The organism is Rothia sp. HMSC069C03, assembly GCF_001811075.1.
In the GTDB taxonomy this organism is placed as follows: Bacteria; Actinomycetota; Actinomycetes; order Actinomycetales; family Micrococcaceae; genus Rothia; species Rothia mucilaginosa.
In genome coordinates this window covers 32,157-53,593 of record NZ_KZ627137.1, presented here as the reverse complement: position 1 = coordinate 53,593, position 21,437 = coordinate 32,157, and the positions used below count along the sequence as shown (strand labels likewise).

At 61.9% G+C, this 21,437-nt stretch carries 17 protein-coding genes and 1 pseudogene; 7 read left to right on the top strand and 11 right to left on the bottom strand.

What is annotated here, in order from left to right; all coding sequences use genetic code 11:
- Positions 1-4: 4 nt before the first annotated feature.
- From HMPREF2779_RS09165 to HMPREF2779_RS04340, 5 genes and pseudogenes are all read right to left on the bottom strand, one after another.
- Positions 5-328, bottom strand: a pseudogene (locus tag HMPREF2779_RS09165) (Rv3654c family TadE-like protein); the annotation flags it as partial.
- Complete coding sequence (locus HMPREF2779_RS04355; RefSeq protein ID WP_070685843.1) at positions 318-848, bottom strand: TadE family type IV pilus minor pilin; 531 nt, start codon at positions 846-848, stop codon at positions 318-320. The gene HMPREF2779_RS04355 and the pseudogene HMPREF2779_RS09165, both read right to left, overlap by 11 nt.
- Positions 849-930: 82 nt before the next feature.
- Complete coding sequence (locus tag HMPREF2779_RS04350) at positions 931-1,560, bottom strand: DUF4244 domain-containing protein (protein WP_070685845.1); 630 nt, start codon at positions 1,558-1,560, stop codon at positions 931-933.
- A 142-nt stretch (positions 1,561-1,702) separates the two neighbouring features.
- On the bottom strand, positions 1,703-2,989 hold the full coding sequence (locus tag HMPREF2779_RS04345; RefSeq protein ID WP_105360921.1) for a type II secretion system F family protein: 1,287 nt from the start codon (positions 2,987-2,989) through the stop codon (positions 1,703-1,705).
- A gap of 42 nt (positions 2,990-3,031) precedes the next feature.
- Positions 3,032-4,528 (bottom strand): CpaF family protein, encoded by a 1,497-nt coding sequence (locus tag HMPREF2779_RS04340; RefSeq protein ID WP_233992277.1) that lies wholly within the window; start codon positions 4,526-4,528, stop codon positions 3,032-3,034.
- A 347-nt stretch (positions 4,529-4,875) separates the two neighbouring features.
- On the opposite strand from HMPREF2779_RS04340, the gene HMPREF2779_RS04335 reads away from it, so the two are divergent.
- Positions 4,876-6,882 carry a bifunctional 3'-5' exonuclease/DNA polymerase gene (locus tag HMPREF2779_RS04335; RefSeq protein WP_105360919.1) on the top strand — a complete coding sequence of 669 codons (2,007 nt, stop codon included), beginning with the start codon at positions 4,876-4,878 and terminating at the stop codon, positions 6,880-6,882.
- A 164-nt stretch (positions 6,883-7,046) separates the two neighbouring features.
- Here HMPREF2779_RS04335 and HMPREF2779_RS04330 read toward each other — a convergent pair whose 3' ends face one another.
- Positions 7,047-7,832 carry an NUDIX hydrolase gene (locus tag HMPREF2779_RS04330; protein ID WP_105360918.1) on the bottom strand — a complete coding sequence of 262 codons (786 nt, stop codon included), beginning with the start codon at positions 7,830-7,832 and terminating at the stop codon, positions 7,047-7,049.
- Between the two features lie 50 nt (positions 7,833-7,882).
- On the bottom strand, positions 7,883-8,809 hold the full coding sequence (nth, locus tag HMPREF2779_RS04325; RefSeq protein WP_105360917.1) for an endonuclease III: 927 nt from the start codon (positions 8,807-8,809) through the stop codon (positions 7,883-7,885).
- A 149-nt stretch (positions 8,810-8,958) separates the two neighbouring features.
- On the opposite strand from nth, the gene aroQ reads away from it, so the two are divergent.
- On the top strand, positions 8,959-9,399 hold the full coding sequence (aroQ, locus tag HMPREF2779_RS04320; RefSeq protein WP_070685856.1) for a type II 3-dehydroquinate dehydratase: 441 nt from the start codon (positions 8,959-8,961) through the stop codon (positions 9,397-9,399).
- A 138-nt stretch (positions 9,400-9,537) separates the two neighbouring features.
- Here aroQ and HMPREF2779_RS04315 read toward each other — a convergent pair whose 3' ends face one another.
- The gene (locus HMPREF2779_RS04315) at positions 9,538-10,716 is read right to left on the bottom strand and encodes a MarP family serine protease (RefSeq protein ID WP_105360916.1); all 1,179 of its coding nucleotides are present in this window, start codon (positions 10,714-10,716) and stop codon (positions 9,538-9,540) included.
- Positions 10,717-11,204: 488 nt separating this feature from the next.
- Between HMPREF2779_RS04315 and HMPREF2779_RS04310 the strand changes: the two genes are divergently transcribed.
- Entirely contained in the window at positions 11,205-11,882 is a 678-nt protein-coding gene (locus HMPREF2779_RS04310) for a Crp/Fnr family transcriptional regulator (RefSeq protein WP_005504653.1), read from the top strand.
- Between the two features lie 146 nt (positions 11,883-12,028).
- Here HMPREF2779_RS04310 and HMPREF2779_RS04305 read toward each other — a convergent pair whose 3' ends face one another.
- From HMPREF2779_RS04305 to HMPREF2779_RS04295, 3 genes are all read right to left on the bottom strand, one after another.
- A complete protein-coding gene (locus HMPREF2779_RS04305; protein ID WP_105360915.1) occupies positions 12,029-13,198 on the bottom strand; it encodes an NUDIX hydrolase in 1,170 nt (389 codons plus the stop codon).
- The gene (locus tag HMPREF2779_RS04300) at positions 13,191-13,673 is read right to left on the bottom strand and encodes a RidA family protein (protein WP_105360914.1); all 483 of its coding nucleotides are present in this window, start codon (positions 13,671-13,673) and stop codon (positions 13,191-13,193) included. The genes HMPREF2779_RS04305 and HMPREF2779_RS04300 overlap by 8 nt, the downstream gene beginning before the upstream one ends.
- 185 nt (positions 13,674-13,858) lie before the next feature.
- Positions 13,859-14,062: a DUF4177 domain-containing protein gene (locus HMPREF2779_RS04295; RefSeq protein ID WP_005504647.1), complete on the bottom strand. Its 204-nt coding sequence runs from the start codon at positions 14,060-14,062 to the stop codon at positions 13,859-13,861.
- 165 nt (positions 14,063-14,227) lie between these two features.
- Here HMPREF2779_RS04295 and HMPREF2779_RS04290 point away from each other — a divergent pair, with 165 nt between their 5' ends.
- From HMPREF2779_RS04290 to HMPREF2779_RS04275, 4 genes are read left to right on the top strand one after another with little or no spacing between them, the layout of a single operon-like run.
- Entirely contained in the window at positions 14,228-16,372 is a 2,145-nt protein-coding gene (locus HMPREF2779_RS04290; protein ID WP_105360913.1) for a transglycosylase domain-containing protein, read from the top strand.
- Positions 16,373-16,412: 40 nt separating this feature from the next.
- The gene (locus HMPREF2779_RS04285) at positions 16,413-17,432 is read left to right on the top strand and encodes a metallophosphoesterase (RefSeq protein ID WP_105360912.1); all 1,020 of its coding nucleotides are present in this window, start codon (positions 16,413-16,415) and stop codon (positions 17,430-17,432) included.
- On the top strand, positions 17,432-19,471 hold the full coding sequence (locus HMPREF2779_RS04280) for an ABC transporter ATP-binding protein (protein WP_105360911.1): 2,040 nt from the start codon (positions 17,432-17,434) through the stop codon (positions 19,469-19,471). Before HMPREF2779_RS04285 ends, HMPREF2779_RS04280 begins: the two co-directional genes overlap by 1 nt.
- Positions 19,471-21,345 carry an ABC transporter ATP-binding protein gene (locus tag HMPREF2779_RS04275; RefSeq protein ID WP_105360910.1) on the top strand — a complete coding sequence of 625 codons (1,875 nt, stop codon included), beginning with the start codon at positions 19,471-19,473 and terminating at the stop codon, positions 21,343-21,345. Before HMPREF2779_RS04280 ends, HMPREF2779_RS04275 begins: the two co-directional genes overlap by 1 nt.
- Positions 21,346-21,437: the final 92 nt, after the last annotated feature.

Sequence of the window (21,437 nt, the reverse complement as noted above, 5' to 3'; positions counted from 1 at the left end):
CCGGGACGGCGACCGTCACCTCCACCGTTTCAGGTCGATCCGGAAACGTGCAGAATTCCAGGTGCGCGCCGTGGCGTTCGGCAAGGTCCGCCGCGACCGCGCACGGGTCGCCTTCGGTAAGCCCGCGGTAGGCATCCGCCGCCGCGAGTGCGCTCAAATCGGCGGCTGCGGAGGCCCTGCGGTTAGCGGACACCACCCCGATGAGACCGGCAATCACCACGGTCACCACCAGCAGCGCGGCAATAATGGTGAGGGCGAGGACGGTGCCGCTACCCTCTTCGGAATATTCGTCCGCAGACCAAGCAAAAACCGCGCTTCTATTCGCCATCACTGCCGGCACTTTCTTCACTGTCACTGCTTTCCTGAGTGCCACCGTTGCCTTCAACGCGGGCGTGGGCGTCCGCCCGTAGCACCCAGCCGGTTGCCGACCCGATCACACCGGGGGCGGGGCGGCTCACCCGCACGTGCACTTCCCGGGCGCGCCCCGCATCCGCGGCGACCGCACCATCAGAAGCGACAGCATCAGGAGAAACGGAAATCTGCACGCTCTGCGCCGGGTCGATGCGGCTGACGGCGGAGCGAATCTGCACCTCGGAATCTCCACGGGCGGCGGCTCGTGCAGCCGTTCGCGCGGACTCCTCCACCTTGAGCTGTGCAACCCCCGTGGAGGCGGCACCCAGGCAGAGGGCGAGCACCACCGTCACGGCGGGTAGGGCGACCGCAAATTCGGCGGTAATCACACCCTCTTCTGCTGGGCTCTTGTGCGGGGTCGAGGGTGCCGGTTCCGCCCCGACTTTTCCTGCGAGACGAGTGCACCGCAAAGCACCCAAATTCACATGAGCGTTCATTCTTTATTCCTCCTTTCTAGTTTGATTTTCCGGGGCTCCCAAAGCTTAGAAGCAAACCCTACAGCGGGTTTTGCCAAAGGTTCTAGAGCAGCCCCGTGTTACCCGCAATCGACAGGGCGTTACGCACAATATCCAGGAGCATGGAACGCACCTCATCCGACTTGAGAATCAGCACCAGCAGGCCCGCGAAACCGACCGCCGCGAGCATCACAATGCCGTACTCAGCGGTGGAGGCGCCCTCCTCCGGATCACCCGCCTGGGCGTAATCTTTGAGCGCCTTTTCGTGCCCCCCAGCGGGTACATATTCGGTACAGCTGGGCGCGTGCTCACCCAGGCTGCGGCAGGTGGCGCCGCATTCGTCCAGGGTGCAGCCCTCGGCGAGCGCGCGGGCAATGGTCAGCGCCTGTTCGGGGTTCAGACGGTCCGTATTCATATCAATCTCCATTTCGTTAGGGTCAATCCTGGGGCCAGCATGCTTCTGCTCAGCGCCGGTGGAAAGCTCAGCATCAGTAAATAGTTCGGGGCATTCTTCGCGCAGCTGCTTCATGGTGGTTGCGATAGCAACGGACAGCGGCACGGGGCCCAGAATGGTCTGCGTTTCTGCACCGAGCGCGGCGGGCTGAATTTCACGCGGAGCACCGGCCGGTGCGTTGAGCGGAGCATCGACAGCGTGCAGGTCGTGGCGGATTGCTTCGCAGAGGGTGTTCGTCATTGGTTTTCCTTTCGTTGTGCCCCGTTCATTCGGGGCGGGGTGGGTGCTCATCCGCGTTCGCTGCAGATGGGCGAAGGTCTAAAGCGAAGGTCTAAACTTTTCAGAATTTCGGCTAGTCAACAGTGCTTATGGGCTTGAATCTTTAGCCGGTCAGCGTGGGTAGTAGCGAAATGAGGATGGGCACAATACCCAGGCAGATAAAGGCGGGCAGTGAGCACAGCCCGAGGGGTACCACGAGCGCTACGGAGAGCTTTCCGGCGGCGCGTTCTGCCGCGCGGCGTTCGCTGAGGCGATGCGCATCGGCTAGGGAGAGCAGCAGCGCCGTGCTGGGTGCGCCACCCGTGTAGGAGGGGGCGAGTGCATCCCGCAGCTCACCGAAGGTTCCCGCCGCGGACCCCGACCAGGCACTCCCCCAGCCGCTACCCATCTGTAGGCGCTGGCAGACCGTGTGCAACGGTCGGCTGTTGAGCGCCTCGGCGAGGGTGCCCAGGGCGGCGAGCGGTGCGAGCCCGGCTCTCAACTGCGCGGCGAGTAGTTCCAACACGAGGGCGGTATCAACGGGCCCGGCATCTGCTGGCAAGGCAGACTTTTCCGTCTCAGATTCAGCATTTGCCGTCCGCAGGCTCTCCACCTCCGCCCGATGCACGAGCGCGGCGGTCCAGCGGCGCCCGACGAAGGCGAGCCCCAGCCCGAGCAAACCGGTGAGCGCCCCGAGAATGGAGCCGGTCAGCACGCCCACGGGGTCGCTTCCCATGAGCACACCCAATCCGAGGCCAAGCAGCGGTAGCCAGGAGAGAATCCTGCCGGTGGCGCGCGGTGCGGCGAGGGCGCTCTGCCTACCCAGAAGCGCATCGATGCGTTCTTCGGCGTGTTCGGCGGCGCGTTCCAGGCTCGTGGCAAGCGGCGCACCGGCGCTCTCGCTCATGCGCATGCTCAGTTGCAGGTCGTGCAGGCGCTCGCGGCTGTGCGGGCGCATCCGGGTGCTGTTTTCGAGTAGCTGGGCGCAGGCGAGGTGCGCGGGGGCGCCCCAGGAGGTGACCGTGGCGAGAGCCTGCATGAAGCGGCGGATATCTTCGGCGCACCGCTTGTGCCCGTAGTCTTCGGAAAGGGGAGAGAGGCCTCGTACACGTAGAGCCCGGGTGCTTCTCCGGACGCTTTTCTTCGCACGCGGTTTCCCCGTACCCGGCACCAGCTCGTTCTCCCCGAGCTGCTCGAGCTCCCCGAGTTGCCTATAGCCCGGGTCGGTGCGCACCGCCTCCGGCAGGGGGATGCCGGCACGTAGGTTCAGGGCGAGGGTACGTAACATGAGCGGCCACATGCGCATTTCCTCGGCACTGGCTGCTCCGGCAATGCGCCCAGCTAGGCGCTCAGTCCAGCGCTCAGACCAGCGTTCGCGAAGGCTTCCATTGCTCTTCTCGTTCTGCTTCATTGCTTCCTCCTTTCACGTTTTCTGCTTCCCCCATTTCGGGGGCTAGTACCCAACATCAGACCCGGTAGAAATACGCCTGACCTGCAGGTACTCTTCACTCCCCTGTGTGGCGGGGTGCAGACTGTAAATACCCTCGATGCGGCGGCGACCATCCCGATGTTCCAGGTGGATAATGCGTTCAAAAGCCGTCGCCGTATGTAGAGCGACCGTTCTACTATCCAGTCCGGCGAGCGCGCCCAGGGCGCACAAACGCAGGGGCACCGCCTGCGCACTATTGGTGTGTAGGGTTGTTCCGGCACCGCGGTGACCGGTGTTCATGGCGGTCAGCAGGTGCACCACCTCCGCGCCGCGGCACTCACCGACCACGAGCCGATCCGGGCCCATGCGTAGCGCCTGCACAATCAGCTCACCCAGCCCGATTTCGCCGGCGCCTTCGGAGTTGGCGGCACGGGTTTTGAGGGCAATAACCTGCTCATGCTGCGGCGCCAACTCCGGGGTGTCTTCGAGCAGAATGAGGCGCTCCTGCGGCGAGCACAGCCCCAGCAGGGCGTTGAGCAGGGTGGTTTTGCCGGTGCCGGTACCGCCGCTAATGAGGAATCCGCGGCGTTCGGCAATCATGCGGCGCAGGTAGGCGGCGGTCGCATCATCACACAGCCCCGCGGCCTGCAGCTGCGCCAGGGTGGGGCGCTCGCGGGCGGGTAGACGCACGGAGAGCCGGGTGCGTTCGCTCAGCGGCGGGATAATCGCGTGGATGCGTCTGCCGTGCTCGTCGCTGATGTCAGCCGCCGGATGCGCGGCATCCAGCTGCCCGCCGTGCCTGCGGATGAGCCGCTCGGCGAGGTCGCGCACGCGCCGCTCATTGCCGAGGCTCAGCGCCACGGGGCGGGTGGTTCCGTTGATGCCCACCCAGATATCGCAGGGCGAGTTCACGTAGATATCGGTGATGGTTCCGGCGCGTTGCCCCTCGTCAAGGAGCAGGTCGAGGGCGCCGAGGCCGTAGAGTTCCGCGGCGAGGTAGCGTAGCGCAGTCTGCCGGTTGACGGGCACGTATTCCACGCTGGGGTAGCTCCAGGAGGCGGGCGCGGACGGCGCAGCTTTGGCGCGGAATTTTCGGAGCTTCGCTGCATTGCTTCCGTCTGCGCCCGTTCCTTCTGCGTTCGCGTTCCCCCAGGCATTCCCCTGGCATCCGCCGTCGATGGCGTAGATTGCCTCGTCCACGGCATTTTCGAGAATCTCGCGGAGGGGCTGGGATTCCTGGAGCAGTCCACCGTCCGCAGCACTCGCAGTGTTTGCGCTGCCCGCGGCGATTACACCCTCTGCGGGCGCGCGCTCCGCTGCCGTCTCAACCCCGGCGCCAAATCCACCGCTAAAACCACCGCTAAAACCGTTCAGGGCGATAGCGCTCATCTGCGGCGAGCGCAGGATTAGCTCGCGGGCGTGCAGGGCGACGGCGCGGGCGCGGTAGTCTTCGGGGATGAGCAGGGCGGGCAGTGAGCGCGCACCTGCATTCTGCGCACTCAGTCGATTCGTTCCCTGCATCTGCGTGCTTGGACTCTGTGTGCTTAGATTCTGCACGGCGCTGGTCGGGTAGCCATTGGGACTACCGGTGTTGCTGGCGGGATTTCTGGTGGGGTTCATGGCTCTAGGAGAGCATTGCGCCCATCCTAAATTTTTAAGAGAATGAGCGTTCTGTGGATAACTCCTCGCGCACCCCGAAATATCCACGATGCACGCGCCCCAAACGAACAAAACGCACGCATCCGGCGCTTTTATGACAAACCGCGGCGCGTTCTGCCCTCTCGCACCCACAGTACTTTTCGCACGTATCCCGTGCCCGCTCATCCGCAAACCGCGCGCCTTCGCACCCGGTCACCGATAATGGAAGAATGTACGTTCTGCTCAGTCCTGCCACCGGCGCGGGTATTACCGCCCAGACCGGCACCCCCGCGCACCCGGTCACGTCGGCTATTGCTGCGGGTGCGTCCCCGCGCGGTGCTCAGCCGGTGACTTCGTGGGGTGCTTTTCATTTTTCGGCGCCGACCGCTGAGCAGTTGCAGGACCCGACCTTTATTCCGCGGATTACGCGGGCGGACCGGGTGGGTGCGGTGAATCTTCCGGCGTATGTGCGAGAGGTGGAGCGGCAGGCGGCAGATTCGACGCAGGGGCGTTTTCCGCGCTGGATTTGGGCTGATACCCGCCACGTTGACCCGCTGCTTCTGCGCCGCGGGGTGCGGGTTCATCTGTGCCATAATTTGCGTCTGGTGCAGCGGATTTTGGTGACTGCGGCTACGCATCCGAGTGGTTTTGTGGAGTACAGCCCGGCGCTGGATCTGTCTGATGTGCGTGAGGCGGTGGAGCCTCAGGGGTATCTGCCGGTGGCGCGGCAGATTCAGGGTCAGGAGGAGCTGTTCGGCGCCGATTTCTTGAGCGTACCCGCTACCTCTTCCGCCGCACCCGCCGGCTCCCCCGCGGATCCCTCCCCCGAGTTCCTTGAGGCGGCACCCCATGAGCCTTTCACGCCGCAGTTGGCGGCGGGCCCGGTGACTCTGCTGCCGGAGCATCCGGTGGTGCGTGTGCTGATGCGTGAGTGGCTGGCGCAGGCGCGCGCTATCGGTGCGTCGAGGCACCCGGAGCGGCTACGTCTTTTGGCGGCGGCTGAGTCTGCCGGCGCGTTGGTGGCGGCTGAGATTGGCTATTACGGCATCCCGTTTAATGTGCAGGCGCATCATGAGCATCTGTACGAGTTGTTGGGCCCGCGCCCGGTGCCGGGTGAGCGTCCGCAGAAGATGCAGGAGTTGGCGGAGCAGATTCAGCGTATGCTGTTTATGCCGTCGTTGAACCCGGATTCGCCGCAGGATCTTTTGCGTGCGCTGCAGTCTGCGGGGGTTTCGGTGAAGTCTACTCGCTCGTGGGAGTTGAAGAGTTGGGCGGATGCGATTCCGGCTCAGCGGGATAAGCGTTGGGCGCTGATTGACCCGATTCTGCGGTATAAGAAGCTGTACCGTATTTGGACTGCTAACGGCTGGACCTGGGCTGATACTTGGGTTTCTGAGGGTGCGTTCCGCCCGCATCTTGAGGTGGGTGGTGCCGCGACCGGGCGCTGGGGCGCTTCCGGCGGTGGTGCACTGCAGCTTCCTGCGGAGATTCGTCAGGCGGTGCAGGCGCCGGAGGGTCAGGTGCTGACGGTGACGGACGGCTCGCAGATTGAGCCGCGTATTCTGGCGGCGTTGAGCCGTGATGAGGCGCTCGCTTCGGCAGGTCGTGGTGCTGACCTGTATGCGGGTATTGCCGAGCTGGCGCGCCTGAAGGGTGTGGGTTTGACGGAGCGTTCCCACGCGAAGGTGGGCATGCTGGCGATTATGTATGGCGGTCGCAGCGGTGAGATTGGTGCCCTGTTGCCGCATGTGGCGGCGCTTTTTCCGCAGGCGATGGAGTTTACGGAGCGTGCGGCTCGTATTGGTGAGTCGGGCGGGCAGGTGACGACTTTTTTGGGTCGTACGTCCCCGCCGGTGGATGAGCGTTTCCGTGAGATTGTGGCTGATCGGTCTTCGCCGGCGGCTGAGTCGCGTGCAGTGTCGACTGCGCGTGCGCACGGGCGTATGACCCGCAATTTTATTGTGCAGGGTACCGCAGCTGAGTGGGCTCTGTGCTGGATGGGCGCGGTGCGTTCTCGTCTGTTGTCGGAGCGAATTTTTGGTATGCCGATGCGCACCCGCATTGTGTATTTTTTGCACGATGAGCTTCTGCTGTGCGGTCCCGAGCTGGAGGCCGATCGCGTGGAGCGTATTGTGCGTGAGGGCGCGGCGGAGGCGGCGCGTCTGCTCTTCGGTCGGGTGCCGGTTGATTTTCCGGTGTCGGTGGCGCGGGTGCGCAACTACGCGGACGGCAAATAATCAGCGGTAAATAATCAGCCGCACATAAGCGGCACCGTACAAGGGTGAAAATAGGGGCGGCAGGTAGCTTCATTCAAGCTATCTGCCGCCCCTATTTGCGCACTATTCTGCACCCTATATCCGCTGGTCAGGCGCTTATTCCAGTCGGTTTTTATTCCTCGTAGTTATTCCTCGTAGCCGGGTGCCGGACGCATCTTTTTTGTATCCCAGGGCACGGTCCAGCCGAGCGAGTCGAAGATCCGGTCCAGTAGAATCGCGGTGAATCCCCACACGGTGAATTCTTCGCCGCCGGGCATGCGCACCTCGAAGGCGGGGGTGCGGTGTGAAGTGCGGCCGTGTTTGACGTAGGCGGTGTGCCGGTTGGCAGGGTTGAGCAGGTCACGCACGGGCACGCGGGCGATGAGCGCGGACTCGTTGTGGTCGACGACTTCGACGGGCACGGGGCTGTTCCACCAGGCAAGCACGGGGGTGACCATGAAGTTGCTGATGGGTAGCGGCAGGGTGTGCAGCTGGCCGAGGATCTGCACGCCGGCGGGGTCTAGCCCAGTTTCTTCGACTGCCTCGCGCAGGGCGGCGATGTGGGCGACGGGTTCGCCGGTGGTTTCGGCGTGCGCGTAGTCTTCAGGGTCGATTTTGCCGCCGGGGAAGGCGGGCTGACCGGCGTGTGAGCGCAGGGTTGCGGCACGCACGAGGAGCAGTACATCCAGGTCGGCGCTGACGTTCTCGGGGCAGCCTTCAAATTCGCCGGTGGAGGGCGAGTTGTCGAGCACGCCGAAGAGAATCAGCACGGCGGCTTCTTTGTTCAACGGGCTGGCGGGCGCGCTGCGCAGCAGGGCTTGGACGTCGAATTCCACGCCACCCTCTGCGAGAGCCGCCAGTGCCTGCTGGGCGGGGTGCTGTGCCTCCTGCCCCGCCTGTTCGGGTTGTACCGACTGCTCGGGTGCGCTCATCTGTGTACCTCTCTTCTGTGCGGCTGCATTCCGGTTTGGTTCAGTCGCCGTTAGGCGCTGAGCGGGTAGCCTTCTGCCATGAGTTCGCGGCGGGTTGCGCCCTGCAGGAATCGCAGGTGCAGGTCTTCTCGACCGGGTGCCATTTCGTATTTCATGAGTTTACGTGCTGCTTGTTCGTTCGTCTCCCCGGTTCCATAGGACGGGCAGAGGTCGGCGACGGGGCATACGCCGCAGGCGGGCTTTTTGGCGTGGCAGATGCGGCGGCCGTGGTAGACCAAGCGGTGTGAGAAGAGCGTCCAGTCTTTGCGGTCGATGAGTTCGGCGACGTCTTTTTCGACTGCTTCGGGGGCGTCTGCGGTGGTGAACCCCATGCGGCGGGCGAGGCGGCCGAAGTGGGTGTCTACGGTCAGTCCGGGCACGTCGAAGGCGTTTCCGAGGACGACGTTCGCGGTTTTGCGGCCGACTCCAGCGAGTTCTACGAGCTCTTCGAGGGTTGAGGGAACCTGCCCGTTGTGGCGTTCTACAAGCTGCTGGGAGAGGGTGATGATGGAGCGTGCCTTGGCGCGGTAGAAGCCGAGGGACTGAATATAGGGTTCGACCTCTTCGGTGCGTGCGGAGGCGAGTGCGGCGGCATCCGGATAGCGTGCGAAGAGAGCACCGGTGACGGAGTTGACGCGCACGTCGGTGGTTTGTGCCGAGAGCACGGTGGCGATGAGCAGCTCGAAGGGGTTGTCGAAGTCGAGTTCTGCGACGGCGTAGGGGTAGGTTTCGCCGAGGATGCGGTTGATTTTGCGGGCGCGGCGCACGGTGGCGAGGTGGCTTTCGGGTGCGCGTGCGTTGAGGCGGCGGGCGGCGGCTGCGGCTTTGAATTCGGGAACGAATCGGATCTGCAGGAGCGATTCGGTGTTCTGTGCCGCAGCGTTGCGTGCTGCGGTGTTCTGTGCGTCTGCTGTGGGCTGGGTGGCGTTCTCGGTCATAGCGCGAGGGTACCGGGCATGGGCATGTGGGCGGTAGCGAGGTTCACCGTACTTGGCTCGCTCCCCCATCATTTTCTGTGTCCCATCTTTTTTTGGGCAGTTCGCGCCGGCTAGCACTTGGCGGGCACTCACTGTGCCACACTGGTTTTATGTCAGATACGATTTTTGTGCTTAACGGACCGAATTTGAACCTGCTTGGGCAGCGCCGCCCCGAGGTGTACGGCTACACCACTCTGCACGATATTGAGCGTATGGTGCGTGAGCACGCGGCGGATCATGGTTTTGATGTTGAGTTTATGCAGTCGAATCATGAGGGTACGCTGGTGGATGAGATTCAGCGTGCTCGTACTCGTGGCGCGGCGATTATTATCAACCCGGCGGCGTACACGCACACTTCGGTGGCACTGCACGATGCGCTGGAGGCGGCTGAGATTCCGGTGGTTGAGGTGCATCTGTCGAATGTGCATCGTCGTGAGCAGTTCCGTCATCATTCGTTTGTGTCGCCGCAGGCTACCGCGGTGATTGCCGGTGCGGGTGCGTACGGCTATGTCATGGCGGTTGATTTCCTGGCACAGCATCTTGCGGAATAAATAACAGTGCAGCATTTGGCGGAATAGCCCAGCGCTTCGCGGAATAACAGCGCGCCGCCTCCTTTCGTTAAATAGTTCAGGCTCCCGTTCCTCGTGTGAGGGCGGGAGCCTGAACTTTTATCGCTATCTAGCAACTAGTTACTTGCGGCAGGTGCCGGTGGAGACTGCGGCGGTGTTGTCGCCGCCTTCGGCCAGTGCCTGCTTGAGGGTGCTTGCGGTGATGGCGTAGCCGGTCTGGCCGGTGGTTGCCCTACCGAAGATCACGCCGACCACGTTGCCGTTTTCATCGAGGACGGGGCCGCCGGAGTTGCCGTGCTGCACGTCGGCTGCCAGCTGGTAGACCTGGCGCATGGCGTTAGCGCGGCCGGTGTCGGCGTCGATGGTCTGGGTGTTGCCAATGCCCTGCACAGTGGCGGGCAGTGCCTTGAACGGGCCGCCCTTGGGGTAGCCCATGAAGGTTACGAGGCTGCCTGCGGTGGCGTTGGTGCCGATGGTCAGCGGTTCGAGCGGTAGCTTGGGAACGCTGATGAAGGCGATGTCCTGTTCGGTGTCCATGTAGACGACGGTGCCGGGCCAGGTGCGGCCGCGGGAGTCCTGCACGACCGGGGAGGTCACGCCGGCGACCACGTGGGCGTTGGTGACGACCAGGCCGTTGTCCGCCACGAAGCCGGAGCCGGTGGAGGTGTAGCCGCACTGCTCGGCGGCGCCCAGGATCTCAACCACGGAGGCGGCCGCCCGGTTCAGTGCCGCAGATTCTACGGTCTCGGTGGGGGCGCTGGTTTCGGGGGCGATGAGCTGACTGACTTCGGGAATGGTTCCGAAGGCGAGCACGTCATTGCGTACCGTGTTGATGCGGTCCTTGACGACCTCGGGGGTGGAGGCGACCATCCAGGAGAGGGTCTTGGAGTCGCTGAGCGCAGTGTTGAGCTGCGGGATGGGTACGGTGCGCATGGAGATGGTCAGCACGACCATGACCAGGGCACAGGCGGCGAGATTCAGCACGCCGCCGAAGAAGCGTTCAATGCCCTTGAGCGGGGTGATGTCAGTGACGCGGCGGATGGTGCGCCCGGCAAGGATACCGAGCCACTGTCCGATGGTCAGGCAGATGACGAGCACGCCGACGGCGGTAATGAGGCTCCACTGTGATCCCACGGATGCCACGGCAAGGGGCACGAGCCAGGCTGCGGCGCAGACGCCCAGACCCAGGCCGAGGAAGGTTCCGAGGGTAGTGAAGAATCCGCTACGGACTCCGGCGAGGAAGTAGAGCAGCAGAATGATGGGGATAGCAATATCAAGCAGGTTGATGCCAGTCGTCACGACTAATTGCCTCCTTGGTGGGTAGAAGTGGTCACAGTGTGCCCATTGTGGTTGGTGCGGGCTGTGCCCGGTGAGTGTGGCGGCGCGTTAACACCCAGTGGTGGGTGCGGCGGGCTTGTGTTCCCGGGGTTTTTGGGACCGGGGTTCTGCCTCGTCGCATCGTACCGCGTGTGGAGGCGGTGCGCCTCCTGGTCATGAGGGTGTCTGCGTGCTTGGTACCGAAAAAAGTACACACCTGAATGCCTGATATTAGGTGCTGAACCTGTGGGTAAGCTTTGAATTTTCTCGGAAGAAATAACTTTTGCTGTAAAGCTCGCCCTATCGGAATGCACAAACAGCTTTTTTAGGGTACGCTCATATCAGTTGAATATGTCACACTAGCTTGAGCCTTCTCACATTTCAGATGTTGAGACGCATGACACCGGTTCGGGCTCACTCACTGAACATTTACGAGTTTCGGCTCATCACCTCATATCTAGGAGAACTTTATGGATCTCGAGATCCTCCGTCGTACCCCTCTCTTTGCTAACCTCGACGACGCAGCTTTCGCTCTGCTGACCGATGACATTCAGGAGATTGACCTCTCCCGCAACGCCGTCCTTTTCTACGAGGGTGACCAGGACGACCAGCTCTTCGCTGTGCTCTCCGGTAAGGTCAAGCTGGGCCGCACCGCCGCTGACGGCCGCGAGAACATGGTCGCGATTATGGGTCCCGGTGATGTTTTCGGCGAGATGGCCCTCTTCGACCCCTCGCCCCGTTCGACCAACGCTGTCGCTGTTTCTGAGACCCGCTTGGCTGCCATCAAGCACGAATCCTTCAAGCGCGCGCAGCAGCTGGATCCCTCGATTTCCGATCAGGTAATTAAGACTCTGGCTCGCCGCCTGCGCCACGCTAACGAGGCATTGGCTGACCTGGTCTTCTCCGACGTTCCCGGCCGCCTCGCTAAGGCGCTGCTGGACCTGGCTGACCGTTTCGGCCGCCCCGCAACCGACGGTGTGCTCGTTGCTCACGAGCTGACTCAGGAAGAGCTGGCACAGCTGGTTGGCGCATCCCGCGAGACCGTGAACAAGGCTCTTGCCGAGTTCGTTTCTCGCGGCTGGATCCGCCTAGAGGCACGCGCAGTTGTCATTCTGGACCTGCCCCGCCTGCGCCAGCGTTCCCGCTAAGGTCTCTTTGAGTTAGGGCATTCTAGGACGCCCTCGTTGAAAGACGCACAGCTTAAATAAATCAGGAGCCGTTTCCCTCTGCATGGGGAAACGGCTCCTGATTTATTTAACGCTTCATCGTACGAGCGAGCGGATGCACTACCCTCTTAGAGCACGCCCGTTGCGCCGGTGTACATGGAACCGGTGGTAGCCGGAACCACCTCGGTGAAGGAGAGCATGCACGCACCGTTGTGGGTGACGAGCACGGGCTTCTTCACCTCAATATTGCGGCGCTTGGACAGCCAGGCCACGGAAGTCTGGGCCTTTGCCAGGGATTCGAGCATGCACATCACGCCGGGGGTAATGAGCTGGTCGAGGGTACGGCCCACCGTGTTGGGCTGGCCGATGCGGTCACCCAGTTCGCTGGTGTCCTTGGCTTCGAGCAGTTCACGCACGTTCAACCAGTCACCCCACACGCCCTTACCGAGCAGTAGCTTCGGGTCCTGGCCGACGGGCAACGCCGTGGTGAAGTAGGCGATATCGTAGCGCTTGAGGAAGAAGTCCGGGGACTGCCAACGCGCGACCGGGCGCAACAGGTCGGCGCGCACGCTCAGACCGCTGGAGGTCAAGAAGTTAGAGAAGCTCTTGTCCTGCTCGGCAACCGCTTCACGCCACGCCATGAGCTCAGGGGTGCTGGAGCGCTCCACGACGTCCTGTTCGTCCTCACCAGCGAGCAGAATGCCGGTCTCTTCAAAGGATTCACGCACGGCAGCCATGACGCTGCGGCGTGCCTGAGCAATATCGGAGAAGTGGAATTGATCCTGCCAATAGTCGGCACCGGGGCCCACCCAGGAGGCGGACTCATCGTCACCGGGAAGAGCCGTACCGCCGGGGAAAGCCACCACGCCCAGCGGGGAGGTGCCGGGACGGTAGGTCAGAATCGTTTCGAGGCCGTTGTCGCCATCGCGCACAAAAATAACGGATGCCGCCTGGCGCATCGTACAGCCGACGGAGCATTCGCTACCGCCTGCACGCCAGCTTTCGGCGGCGGTGCGCATGAACTCGGGAATCGTGTAGAGACGCTGAATGGAGGCGGTGCGCGGACCTGACTGACGGCCGGTGAACACGCGGGGGCGTTCCACGCCCTCAGCCGGGGTGGGAGTGCCGAAGCGGCGTTCCTGCACCGGCAGGGGTAGAGTCTTGATGTTTTGGGCGGTGCCGTTGTCCTGTACGGATTCGGTGTGTGCAGTCTTCTCAGGAGCGTCCTGCGCTGCCCGCTGAGCTTGGGCAGCACGAATAGCAGACAGCGGCAGAGCGCCGGTGTACAGCTTAGACATACTCAACGATGATCTCGACCTCTACGGGCGAATCGAGGGGAAGGACGGGAACACCGACAGCAGAGCGGGCGTGCTGGCCTGCCTCGCCGAAGATTTCGCCGAGCAGTTCGGAGGCGCCGTTAATGACGGCGGGCTGAGCGGTGAAGTTCACCTCGGATGCTACGAAGCCGACAACCTTCACGACGCGCTGCACGCGGTCCAGGTCGCCAATAACGGACTTGACTGCTGCCAGGGCGTTGAGCAGGCTGATACCCGCGTACTTCTTAGCGTCCTCGGGGGTCACGAAGCCTTCAGCGCCGGAGTCGGAAACTTTACCGGTTTCGGGCAGGGCGCCGTCAACGAAGGGCAGCTGACCGGAGGTGTACACGTAGGAGCCGGAAGTAACAGCCGGAACGTAGGCTGCAACGGGGGCGGGTGCTACGGGCAGTTCGTAACCGAGTTCGCGGATACGTGCTTCAATACGGGGTTCAGTCATGATTACTCCAGAAGGTTGGCGGGTGCTGGCACCCAAACGGTGATAGGGGAAACGCCGTAAACCTAAACGCTGCTGATATTCAGACAGCTGTTAAACGTTTAACCGGCGGTCTGCCTCAAATATTCCCACCCTCCCCTATGAGTTAAGGGAAAGTGGGGTTGAGGTGACCGCCGGGTACGCTGCTCTTAGTCAGCCTTCTCGCGCTTAAAGTAGGCGATGGGGTTGCCCTGAGTCGGAGCGACCATGTTCGACGCGGGGGTTGCACCAGCAGGTGCGGATGCGCCGGGCAGAACAGTTACGAGCTCCCAGCCGTCTTCACCCCAGTTATCGAGGATTGCCTTGGTCGTGTGAATCATTAGCGGTACAGTTGCGTATTCCCATTTCTTCATACCCTCTAGACTATCGCCCGGTATTCAATAAGTAAAAGGGATTCACTATGGTTTCGGTCAATGTCCGGCGCTTTTGGGGGCTTTATTCTCAGGGCTGAGGCGCCCGCGTCCCTGTGGGTGGCGAGACGGGCTTTCTCTCACAGCTTCATGGGATAAACTGAATGAATGGCTTCATCTAAGAAAACCCGTGCGCGTCGCCGTCCGGGAGATTTTTTGCAGTTCCTCGCGTTCAGCGTGATTGCCGGTTTCCTCGCGGCAATTATTGTCGTACCCCCGGCAGTGAGTGCCGGTATGGTCGCGAACGCGTCGATGTCATGGTTCCAGGACCTTCCTGACGACATTGCCGATGGCATCTCCTCCCGTCCTTCTACTATTTACGCTGCTGACGGCAAGACCGAAATCGCGACCTTCTTCGAAGAGAACCGTGAACCGGTCAAGCTGGATCAGATTTCTCAGCACATGAAGGACGCTATCGTCTCGGTGGAGGACCGTGACTTCTACAACCACGGTGCTGTCTCCGCTATCGGTATCGGTCGTGCGTTCCTGAACAACATCATTAACTCCAACAGCGGCCGCCGCCAGGGTGCATCCACCCTGACCCAGCAGTACGTCAACAACCTCATTGTTGACTCCGCTGTGGCTCGTGGCGAGGACGCTACCGCAACCCTGAACGGTAACAAGACTTACGCTGCAAAGATTCGCGAAATGAAGCTTGCGATTTCTATGGAGCAGAACAAGTCCAAGGACGAAATCCTCGAAGGCTACCTGAACATCGTGAACCTGGGTGGTTCGAACTACGGTGTTGAGGCTGCTGCACAGTACTACTGGGGTATTTCCGCTAAGGACCTGAACGTGGCGCAGTCCGCGCTTCTTGCCGGTCTGGTGCAGGCACCGAACGTGTACGATCCGACTGTGAACCCCGAGCTCGCCCGTGAACGCCGCGACATCGTTCTGGGCACTATGCTCCGCGACGGCAAGATTTCCGACAAGGAATACAGCGACGCCATCGCCAGCGACATTAAGCTCAACGTCCACACCAAGTCCCAGGGTTGCTCCCTGGCAGGCGACAAGGCGTTCTTCTGCCGTTATGTGGTCAACTACCTGCTGCAGGATGAGTCCCTCGGCGCAACCGCTGAGCTGCGTAACACCGCCATCAAGCGTGGCGGCCTGAAGGTGATCACCACCCTGAACCCCGAGGCTCAGACCGCGGCAAAGCAGGCTGTGGACTCCACCCAGCCGGCAGCAACCAACTGGAACGACGTGAACTCCGCGCTGACCAGTGTTGAGCCCGGCACCGGCCGCGTCATCGCGATGGCACAGAACACCGAGCTCGGTAGCCCCGCAGACGCAAACGACCACTCCAAGACCGAGTACAACTACAACGTTGATAGCGCCTACGGTGGTACCCGCGGCTTCCAGCCCGGTTCGACGTTCAAACCGATTATTCTGGCACAGTGGCTCATCAGCGGCCGCGGCGCTAACGCTACCGTGAACGGTACCCAGCTGTTCTGGCCCACCAGCTTCGGTTGGAACGCCAAGTGCTACGACGGCGGTAAGTACTACTACACCGGTCAGCCGAACGGCTGGTCCTACAAGAACGCAGTCAACGGCGGTCTGACCTACGGTACCGCTGCGTACGGTATTCGCCAGTCGTTGAACTCGTACCTGTACGGCATGCTCTCCCAGATTGACCTGTGCGATGTGCACGACCTGTCTGTCAAGATGCACGCCCTGGACGGTACCGGCGAACCGCTGCACAGCATCCCCGATCTGGGTACCAACATTGGTGGTACCAAGTACGGTATCTCCCCGCTGACCAGCGCGTCCATGTACGCTATCTTCGCTTCTGAGGGTAAGTACTGCACCCCGCGCCCCATTGAGAAGATCACCAAGACCAACGGTGAAACCATGAAGGAATACCAGAACCAGTGCGAGCAGGTCCTGGATCCGGACATCGCGAACGGTGTCAGCTGGGTTCTGAAGGGCGTTATCCAGCCTGGCGGTTCCGCTTCTCAGCGCGGTATTGGTCTGCCGAACGGTTCGGCTGCGAAGACCGGTACGAACGATAACTCCTCCCAGACCTGGCAGGTTGGCTACACTCGTGGCCTGTCTACCGCGTCTTGGGTTGGTTCTAACAACCTCGGCTTCCGCTCCCTGAACGGTGTGGGCATTAACGGTCGAGTCCTCGAGTATGTCGATGGTGCAACCTACGCGGGTGCACAGTGGCAGTCGTTCATGAAGACGATAGCTCCGAAGTACAACACGAAGGACTTCACCACCCCCAGCGATAAGATTCTGTCGTACAGCTAGAATCACAGCTCATCAGCTGAAGCCTGAAAGGCGATTGATAATGTGTGAAAACGCAGTCAACGCCCGCGTCCCCGTGGCGGTCCCCGGCGCACGCGGCTCCTCCCCGCTCCTGAAGAAGGTAGCGGGGGCGGTAGCCGCCACTGCAGCCTTGGGGGCCGCCACGGCGGCGTATGGGCACTTTATTGAGCTGAACAATTTTCAGCTCCGCGCCGAGTCCCTGCCGGTGTTGCCCGCCGGTAGCCCTGACTTTAGGATTCTGCATATTTCGGATATGCACATGATTCCGGGCCAGCAGAAGAAGATTGACTTCATGCACTCGCTGGCTGCACTGGAGCCAGATTTGGTGATGAATACGGGCGATAACCTTTCCCACGTGGACGGTATGGGCCCGCTACTGGAGGCGCTCAACCCGCTCATGGACTTCCCCGGCGTATTTGTGCCCGGCTCGAATTGCTATTTCGCGCCAGTGTTCAAGAACCCGGCACGTTACCTGTGGCAGCCGCGCACCCCGCAGATGATTGAGGAAGGCTCGCGTGTAGCCCTGCCCATTGAGCGGATGCACGACGCCTTCGAGTCGCGCGGCTGGACGGGCCTGATTAACCGCTACGACACACTGAACCTCAAGGGTCTGCGCCTGGAGTTCTCCGGCGTGGATGACCCGCACCTGCGTTACGATGAGCACCCCGGATTCGCCCCCGGCGCTTTCGATGAGGGGCACGAGCCGAGCGTCCGTATCGGCGTGGCGCACGCCCCCTATATGCGTACCCTGTACCGCTTTGTGCAGGACGGTGCGCAGGCTATTTTTGCCGGTCATACGCACGGCGGTCAGGTCTGCCTACCCGGCGGTCACGCCCTGGTCAGCAACTGCGATTTGCCGCCTTCGCGTGCGAAGGGTGTGAGTGAGCAATCCGGTGTTCCGGTTCAGGTTTCTGCCGGTTTGGGTACCTCTCGTTTTGCGCCGGTGCGTCTGTTCTGCCCGCCGGAGGCAATCTTGGTGACCCTCACGGCTCGCGACAAGGAGCAGCCTACCGCCGCCGCTTCGGCAGGTGGTCGCAGCTAATGTCTGAAGCATCTACAGCACACACGACTAAGCGGCGCCGCAACCCCTTCCTGGAGACCGCGAGCGAACCGACCCCCGACCCGATCGACTACGCGCACGATCAGCGTGCCCCGCGCACACTCGCCGCGTATGCGCGTCCGATTCGTGCACGGTGGGGGTTTGGCCTGCTGGTAGCGTTCGGTGCCGGTGCCCTTGAGATTGCTATTCCGCAGATGTTGCAGATTATTGTGGATCATCTCTCGCAGAGCACCACCGAGAGCGCCATTTGGATTGCCGGCGGCCTGGTGCTTCTGCTGGGTATTGCGCACGCCTCCTTCATGTATTGGAGGCGCTGGCTGATTGTGGACCCGACCTCCACAATTGAGCTGTCCATGCGCATGAACTTCTTTGACCGCCTGCTCAGCGCCCCGCTTTCTCTGCTGGATCGTTGGCCCTCCGGTCAGTTGCTGACCCGCTCCATGAGCGATTTGGGTACGATTCGCCGTTGGCTGTCCTTCGGTATTGTTCAGATGCTGACTGTTGTGGTGATGTTCCTGGTCGGTGGCTTCTTCATGCTGCGTTCTTCGCCGTCCCTGGCGCTGGTGTTCGTGGTGACCGTGCCGATTCTGGTGCTGTCGCTGGTGAACTTCACCCGCAAGTACTACCGCGCCTCGCATGAGATTCAGCAGATGACGGGCGATCTGTCCACCCGTATTGAGGAGTCGGTGCGCGGCATCCGCGTGATTAAGGCGCTGGGCCGCTCCCCCGAGCAGATTCAGGAATATTCCGAGTCGGTGGACGCCCTGCAGGTGCGCGAGTACGGCAGGTCGATGCTGGTGGCTCGTGTTGCCCTGTACCAGGGCCTGATTGTGGGTGTCTCCACGGCGGTAGCGCTGGCTGTGGGCGCTTCGCAGGTTGCGGCGGGCACCTTGAGTCTGGGCGCTATGACCGCTTACTTTGCGGTGCAGACGACCGTGCTCAGCCACGTGACGCGCTCGACCGCGCTGATGTCTGCCTATTTGAGCTATAAGGTGGCGTTGGAACGCCACAACGAGGTCATGGACGAGCCCGGCTTTGAGGCGGTGCCGCTGGTTCGTGGCTCCGCGGCTATGTCTGCGCCCGAGCATCCGCAGGGTGCTTCTGATTCGTCAACAGTAACTGGAGTGTCTGCCGAGGGCGGCTCCGGGAAGGAAACTATGCAGTACCCCAGCGGTGGCGCAGTATCTGTCACTTTCGATCACGTCCAGTTCAGCTACGACGCTGCCAAGGCGCCGGCTGAGGCTACCGCTGAGGCGAATTCTGAAGTTGCTTCTGAGACGAAGGCACCCGAGGTTTCCGTGCTGAAGGACGTAAACTTCAAGGTCTTCCCGGGTGAGATTCTGGCACTGGTGGGTGCAACCGGTAGCGGCAAGTCGACCGTGCTGTCGCTGGTTCCGCGTTTCTACGAGCCGACCTCCGGCTCCCTGCGTTTTGGCACCCGAGATACCGCCGACATGTCCATTGAGGAGGTGCGCACCCAGACCGCGTTCGTCTTTGAGGAGGCGGTGCTTTTCTCCGGCACGGTTCGCGAGAACGTGCTGATGGGCGTTGCTGAGCAGTACGAGCGCGGCACCGAGGATGAGGACTACCCTGCCGCAGAAGAGCTGGAGGCGACCCTCCAGACCGCGTTGCAGCTGGCTGCGTGCGATTTCGTGGCGGAGCTTCCGCAGGGTCTGGATACCGTCATTGGTGAGGAGGGTCTGAGCCTTTCGGGTGGTCAGCGTCAGCGTCTGTCGTTGGCGCGCGCTTTGGCGAAGCGCCCCTCCGTGCTGCTGCTGGATGACCCGTTCTCGGCGCTGGATGTGAACACCGAGGAGCGTATTATTACCGGTCTGCGTGAAGGCTTGGAGGGCCTGGGCGGCGCTACGACCCTGTTGACGGCGCACCGCCCCTCCACGGTGGCTCTGGCGGACCGTGTGCTGCTGATGGTTGATGGTGCTGTGGTCGCCGAGGGCACTCACGCTGAGCTGATGGACTCTTCGGAGCAGTACCGTCAGCTGATGACGATGGAGGAGGGCTAATGGCCCATCATCGTCCGGCGGAGCCGCGGGAGCAGATGAGCCCGCAAGAGCGCGCGGAGACCCGTGAACGCTCGATGGCTCTGCTGCGCCAGATGTTGCGCCCGCACCGTGGGGCGTTGGCTCTGTCGATTATTTCGGTGCTTTTGGTGTCGGGTTCCTCAGCGGTTGCGCCGATTCTGATTGCCCGCGTCCTGGATAGTTCCATTGAGCCGCTCAGGCAGGGTGATGCCTCTCCCCTGTTGACCCTGCTGGTGTTCTTTGTGGTGGCTACCGCGGTGACCGCGATCTTCTCATGGGTCAACGTGGCGTACACGGTGCGCGTGTCGCTGGGCGTGGTGGTGTACCTGCGTAAGCGGGTGTTCCGTCACGCGCAGTCGCTGAGCGTGTCGTTCCATGAGCGGTACACCTCGGGCAAGGTCATTTCGCGTCTGACTAGCGATATTGATACGGTCCGCAGCTTCTTGGACAGCGGCATCAGCCAGTTGGCGATTACTTTGCTGTCCATGGTGATTTCTGCGGTCGCTATTTTCCTTCTGGATTGGCGTATTGGCCTGTTCATGCTGGTCATGGGCGTGCCGATTTACTTCTTGACGCGCTGGTTCCAGAAGACGGCGGTGCCGGTTTTCCGTACGATGCGTACCGAGTCTGCGCATTTGACGAGCCGTTTTGTGGAGACTTTTACGGGTATCCGCGCGGTGAAGGCGTTTGGTGCGGAGGCGCAGATGCGTTCTGAGTACGCTCAGGCGTCGGAGCGTTACCGCCTTGCGGTGATGGATTCCATTAAGATTTTCGGCATCTATTCGCCCGTGCTGATGCTTTTGGGCAATGTGTTTATTGCCGGTGCGCTGGTGCTGGGTGGTTATGCGGTGCTGGGCGGCACCATGCAGATCGGTACCCTGCTGGCGCTGGTGATTTACGCGAACCGTGTGTTTGAGCCGGTCATGCAGCTCTCTGAGTTCTACAACATGTTCCAGTCGGCGATGTCAGCGCTGGAGAAGCTGTCGTCGTTCTTGGCTGAGGAGCCGGAGGTTGCTGAGCCGGAGCATCCGCATGAGCGGGCTGTAGAGTCTGTAGCTGAATCTGCTACTGGCGTTACTGAGGGCGCGTCCGGCACGGTTCAGGGCGCTCTGGTGGAGCTGGATTCGGCGGTCTTTGGGTACACCTCGGATCGTCACGCGCTGAAGGAGACGAGCCTGCGCATTGAGCCGGGTACGACCGTGGCGCTGGTGGGTGCTACGGGTGCCGGTAAGTCGACGATCGCTAAGCTGGTGGCTCGTTTCTACGATGTTTCAGCCGGTCAGGTGCGTATTGACGGCGTGGATGTTCGCCAGCTGGCAGATGCTCAGCTGCGCCGTGAGGTGCTCATGCTGACCCAGGAGGTGTTCCTGTTCTCCGCGTCGATTCTGGAGAATATCCGCATGGGTAACCCACAGGCGTCCGATGAGCAGGTGAAGGCTGCCGCGAAGGCGGTGGGTGCTGACGCGTTCATTGAGCGTCTGCGTGACGGCTACGAGTCACAGCTGGGCCGTGGCGGTATTACCCTGTCGGCGGGTCAGCGTCAGCTGGTGTCCTTTGCTCGTGTGTTCTTGGCGAATCCGCGGGTGCTAATTCTGGATGAGGCGACGGCTTCGCTGGACATTCCGAGTGAGCGTGCGGTGCAGGCGGCGCTGCGAACTATTTTGGCGGGGCGTACGGCGCTGGTGATTGCGCATCGCCTCTCGACGGTTCTGGGTGCTGATCGTGTGCTGGTGATTCATGAGGGCTCCGTAATGGAGGATGGCTCCCCGCAGCAACTGATTGCCTCCGGCGGTCGTTTTGCGGCGATGTACGCCTCCTGGGATGAGCTGAATCAGGTTCAGGAGGCTGAAGCCTAGGAACTTTATTTACCCCTCCCCGACCGGTGGCGTGCCACTGTGTTGCGTTCTGATTTTTTTTGGGTTATCCTAGGTGAGTTGCCTACGGTATT

Bases quoted from the DNA above. Each gene is read 5' to 3' on its own strand.
- HMPREF2779_RS04275 (WP_105360910.1), top strand. From the start codon at position 19,471: ATGGCCCATCATCGTCCGGCGGAGCCGCGGGAGCAGATGAGCCCGCAA.
- HMPREF2779_RS04310 (WP_005504653.1), top strand. From the start codon at position 11,205: ATGGATCTCGAGATCCTCCGTCGTACCCCTCTCTTTGCTAACCTCGAC.
- HMPREF2779_RS04345 (WP_105360921.1), bottom strand. From the start codon at position 2,989: ATGAAGCAGAACGAGAAGAGCAATGGAAGCCTTCGCGAACGCTGGTCT.
- HMPREF2779_RS04355 (WP_070685843.1), bottom strand. From the start codon at position 848: ATGAACGCTCATGTGAATTTGGGTGCTTTGCGGTGCACTCGTCTCGCA.
- HMPREF2779_RS04330 (WP_105360918.1), bottom strand. From the start codon at position 7,832: ATGAGCGCACCCGAGCAGTCGGTACAACCCGAACAGGCGGGGCAGGAG.
- nth (WP_105360917.1), bottom strand. From the start codon at position 8,809: ATGACCGAGAACGCCACCCAGCCCACAGCAGACGCACAGAACACCGCA.
- HMPREF2779_RS04295 (WP_005504647.1), bottom strand. From the start codon at position 14,062: ATGAAGAAATGGGAATACGCAACTGTACCGCTAATGATTCACACGACC.
- HMPREF2779_RS04350 (WP_070685845.1), bottom strand. From the start codon at position 1,560: ATGACGAACACCCTCTGCGAAGCAATCCGCCACGACCTGCACGCTGTC.
- HMPREF2779_RS04300 (WP_105360914.1), bottom strand. From the start codon at position 13,673: ATGACTGAACCCCGTATTGAAGCACGTATCCGCGAACTCGGTTACGAA.
- HMPREF2779_RS04340 (WP_233992277.1), bottom strand. From the start codon at position 4,528: ATGCAGGGAACGAATCGACTGAGTGCGCAGAATGCAGGTGCGCGCTCA.
- HMPREF2779_RS04335 (WP_105360919.1), top strand. From the start codon at position 4,876: ATGTACGTTCTGCTCAGTCCTGCCACCGGCGCGGGTATTACCGCCCAG.
- HMPREF2779_RS04290 (WP_105360913.1), top strand. From the start codon at position 14,228: ATGGCTTCATCTAAGAAAACCCGTGCGCGTCGCCGTCCGGGAGATTTT.
- HMPREF2779_RS04280 (WP_105360911.1), top strand. From the start codon at position 17,432: ATGTCTGAAGCATCTACAGCACACACGACTAAGCGGCGCCGCAACCCC.
- HMPREF2779_RS04305 (WP_105360915.1), bottom strand. From the start codon at position 13,198: ATGTCTAAGCTGTACACCGGCGCTCTGCCGCTGTCTGCTATTCGTGCT.
- HMPREF2779_RS04285 (WP_105360912.1), top strand. From the start codon at position 16,413: ATGTGTGAAAACGCAGTCAACGCCCGCGTCCCCGTGGCGGTCCCCGGC.
- aroQ (WP_070685856.1), top strand. From the start codon at position 8,959: ATGTCAGATACGATTTTTGTGCTTAACGGACCGAATTTGAACCTGCTT.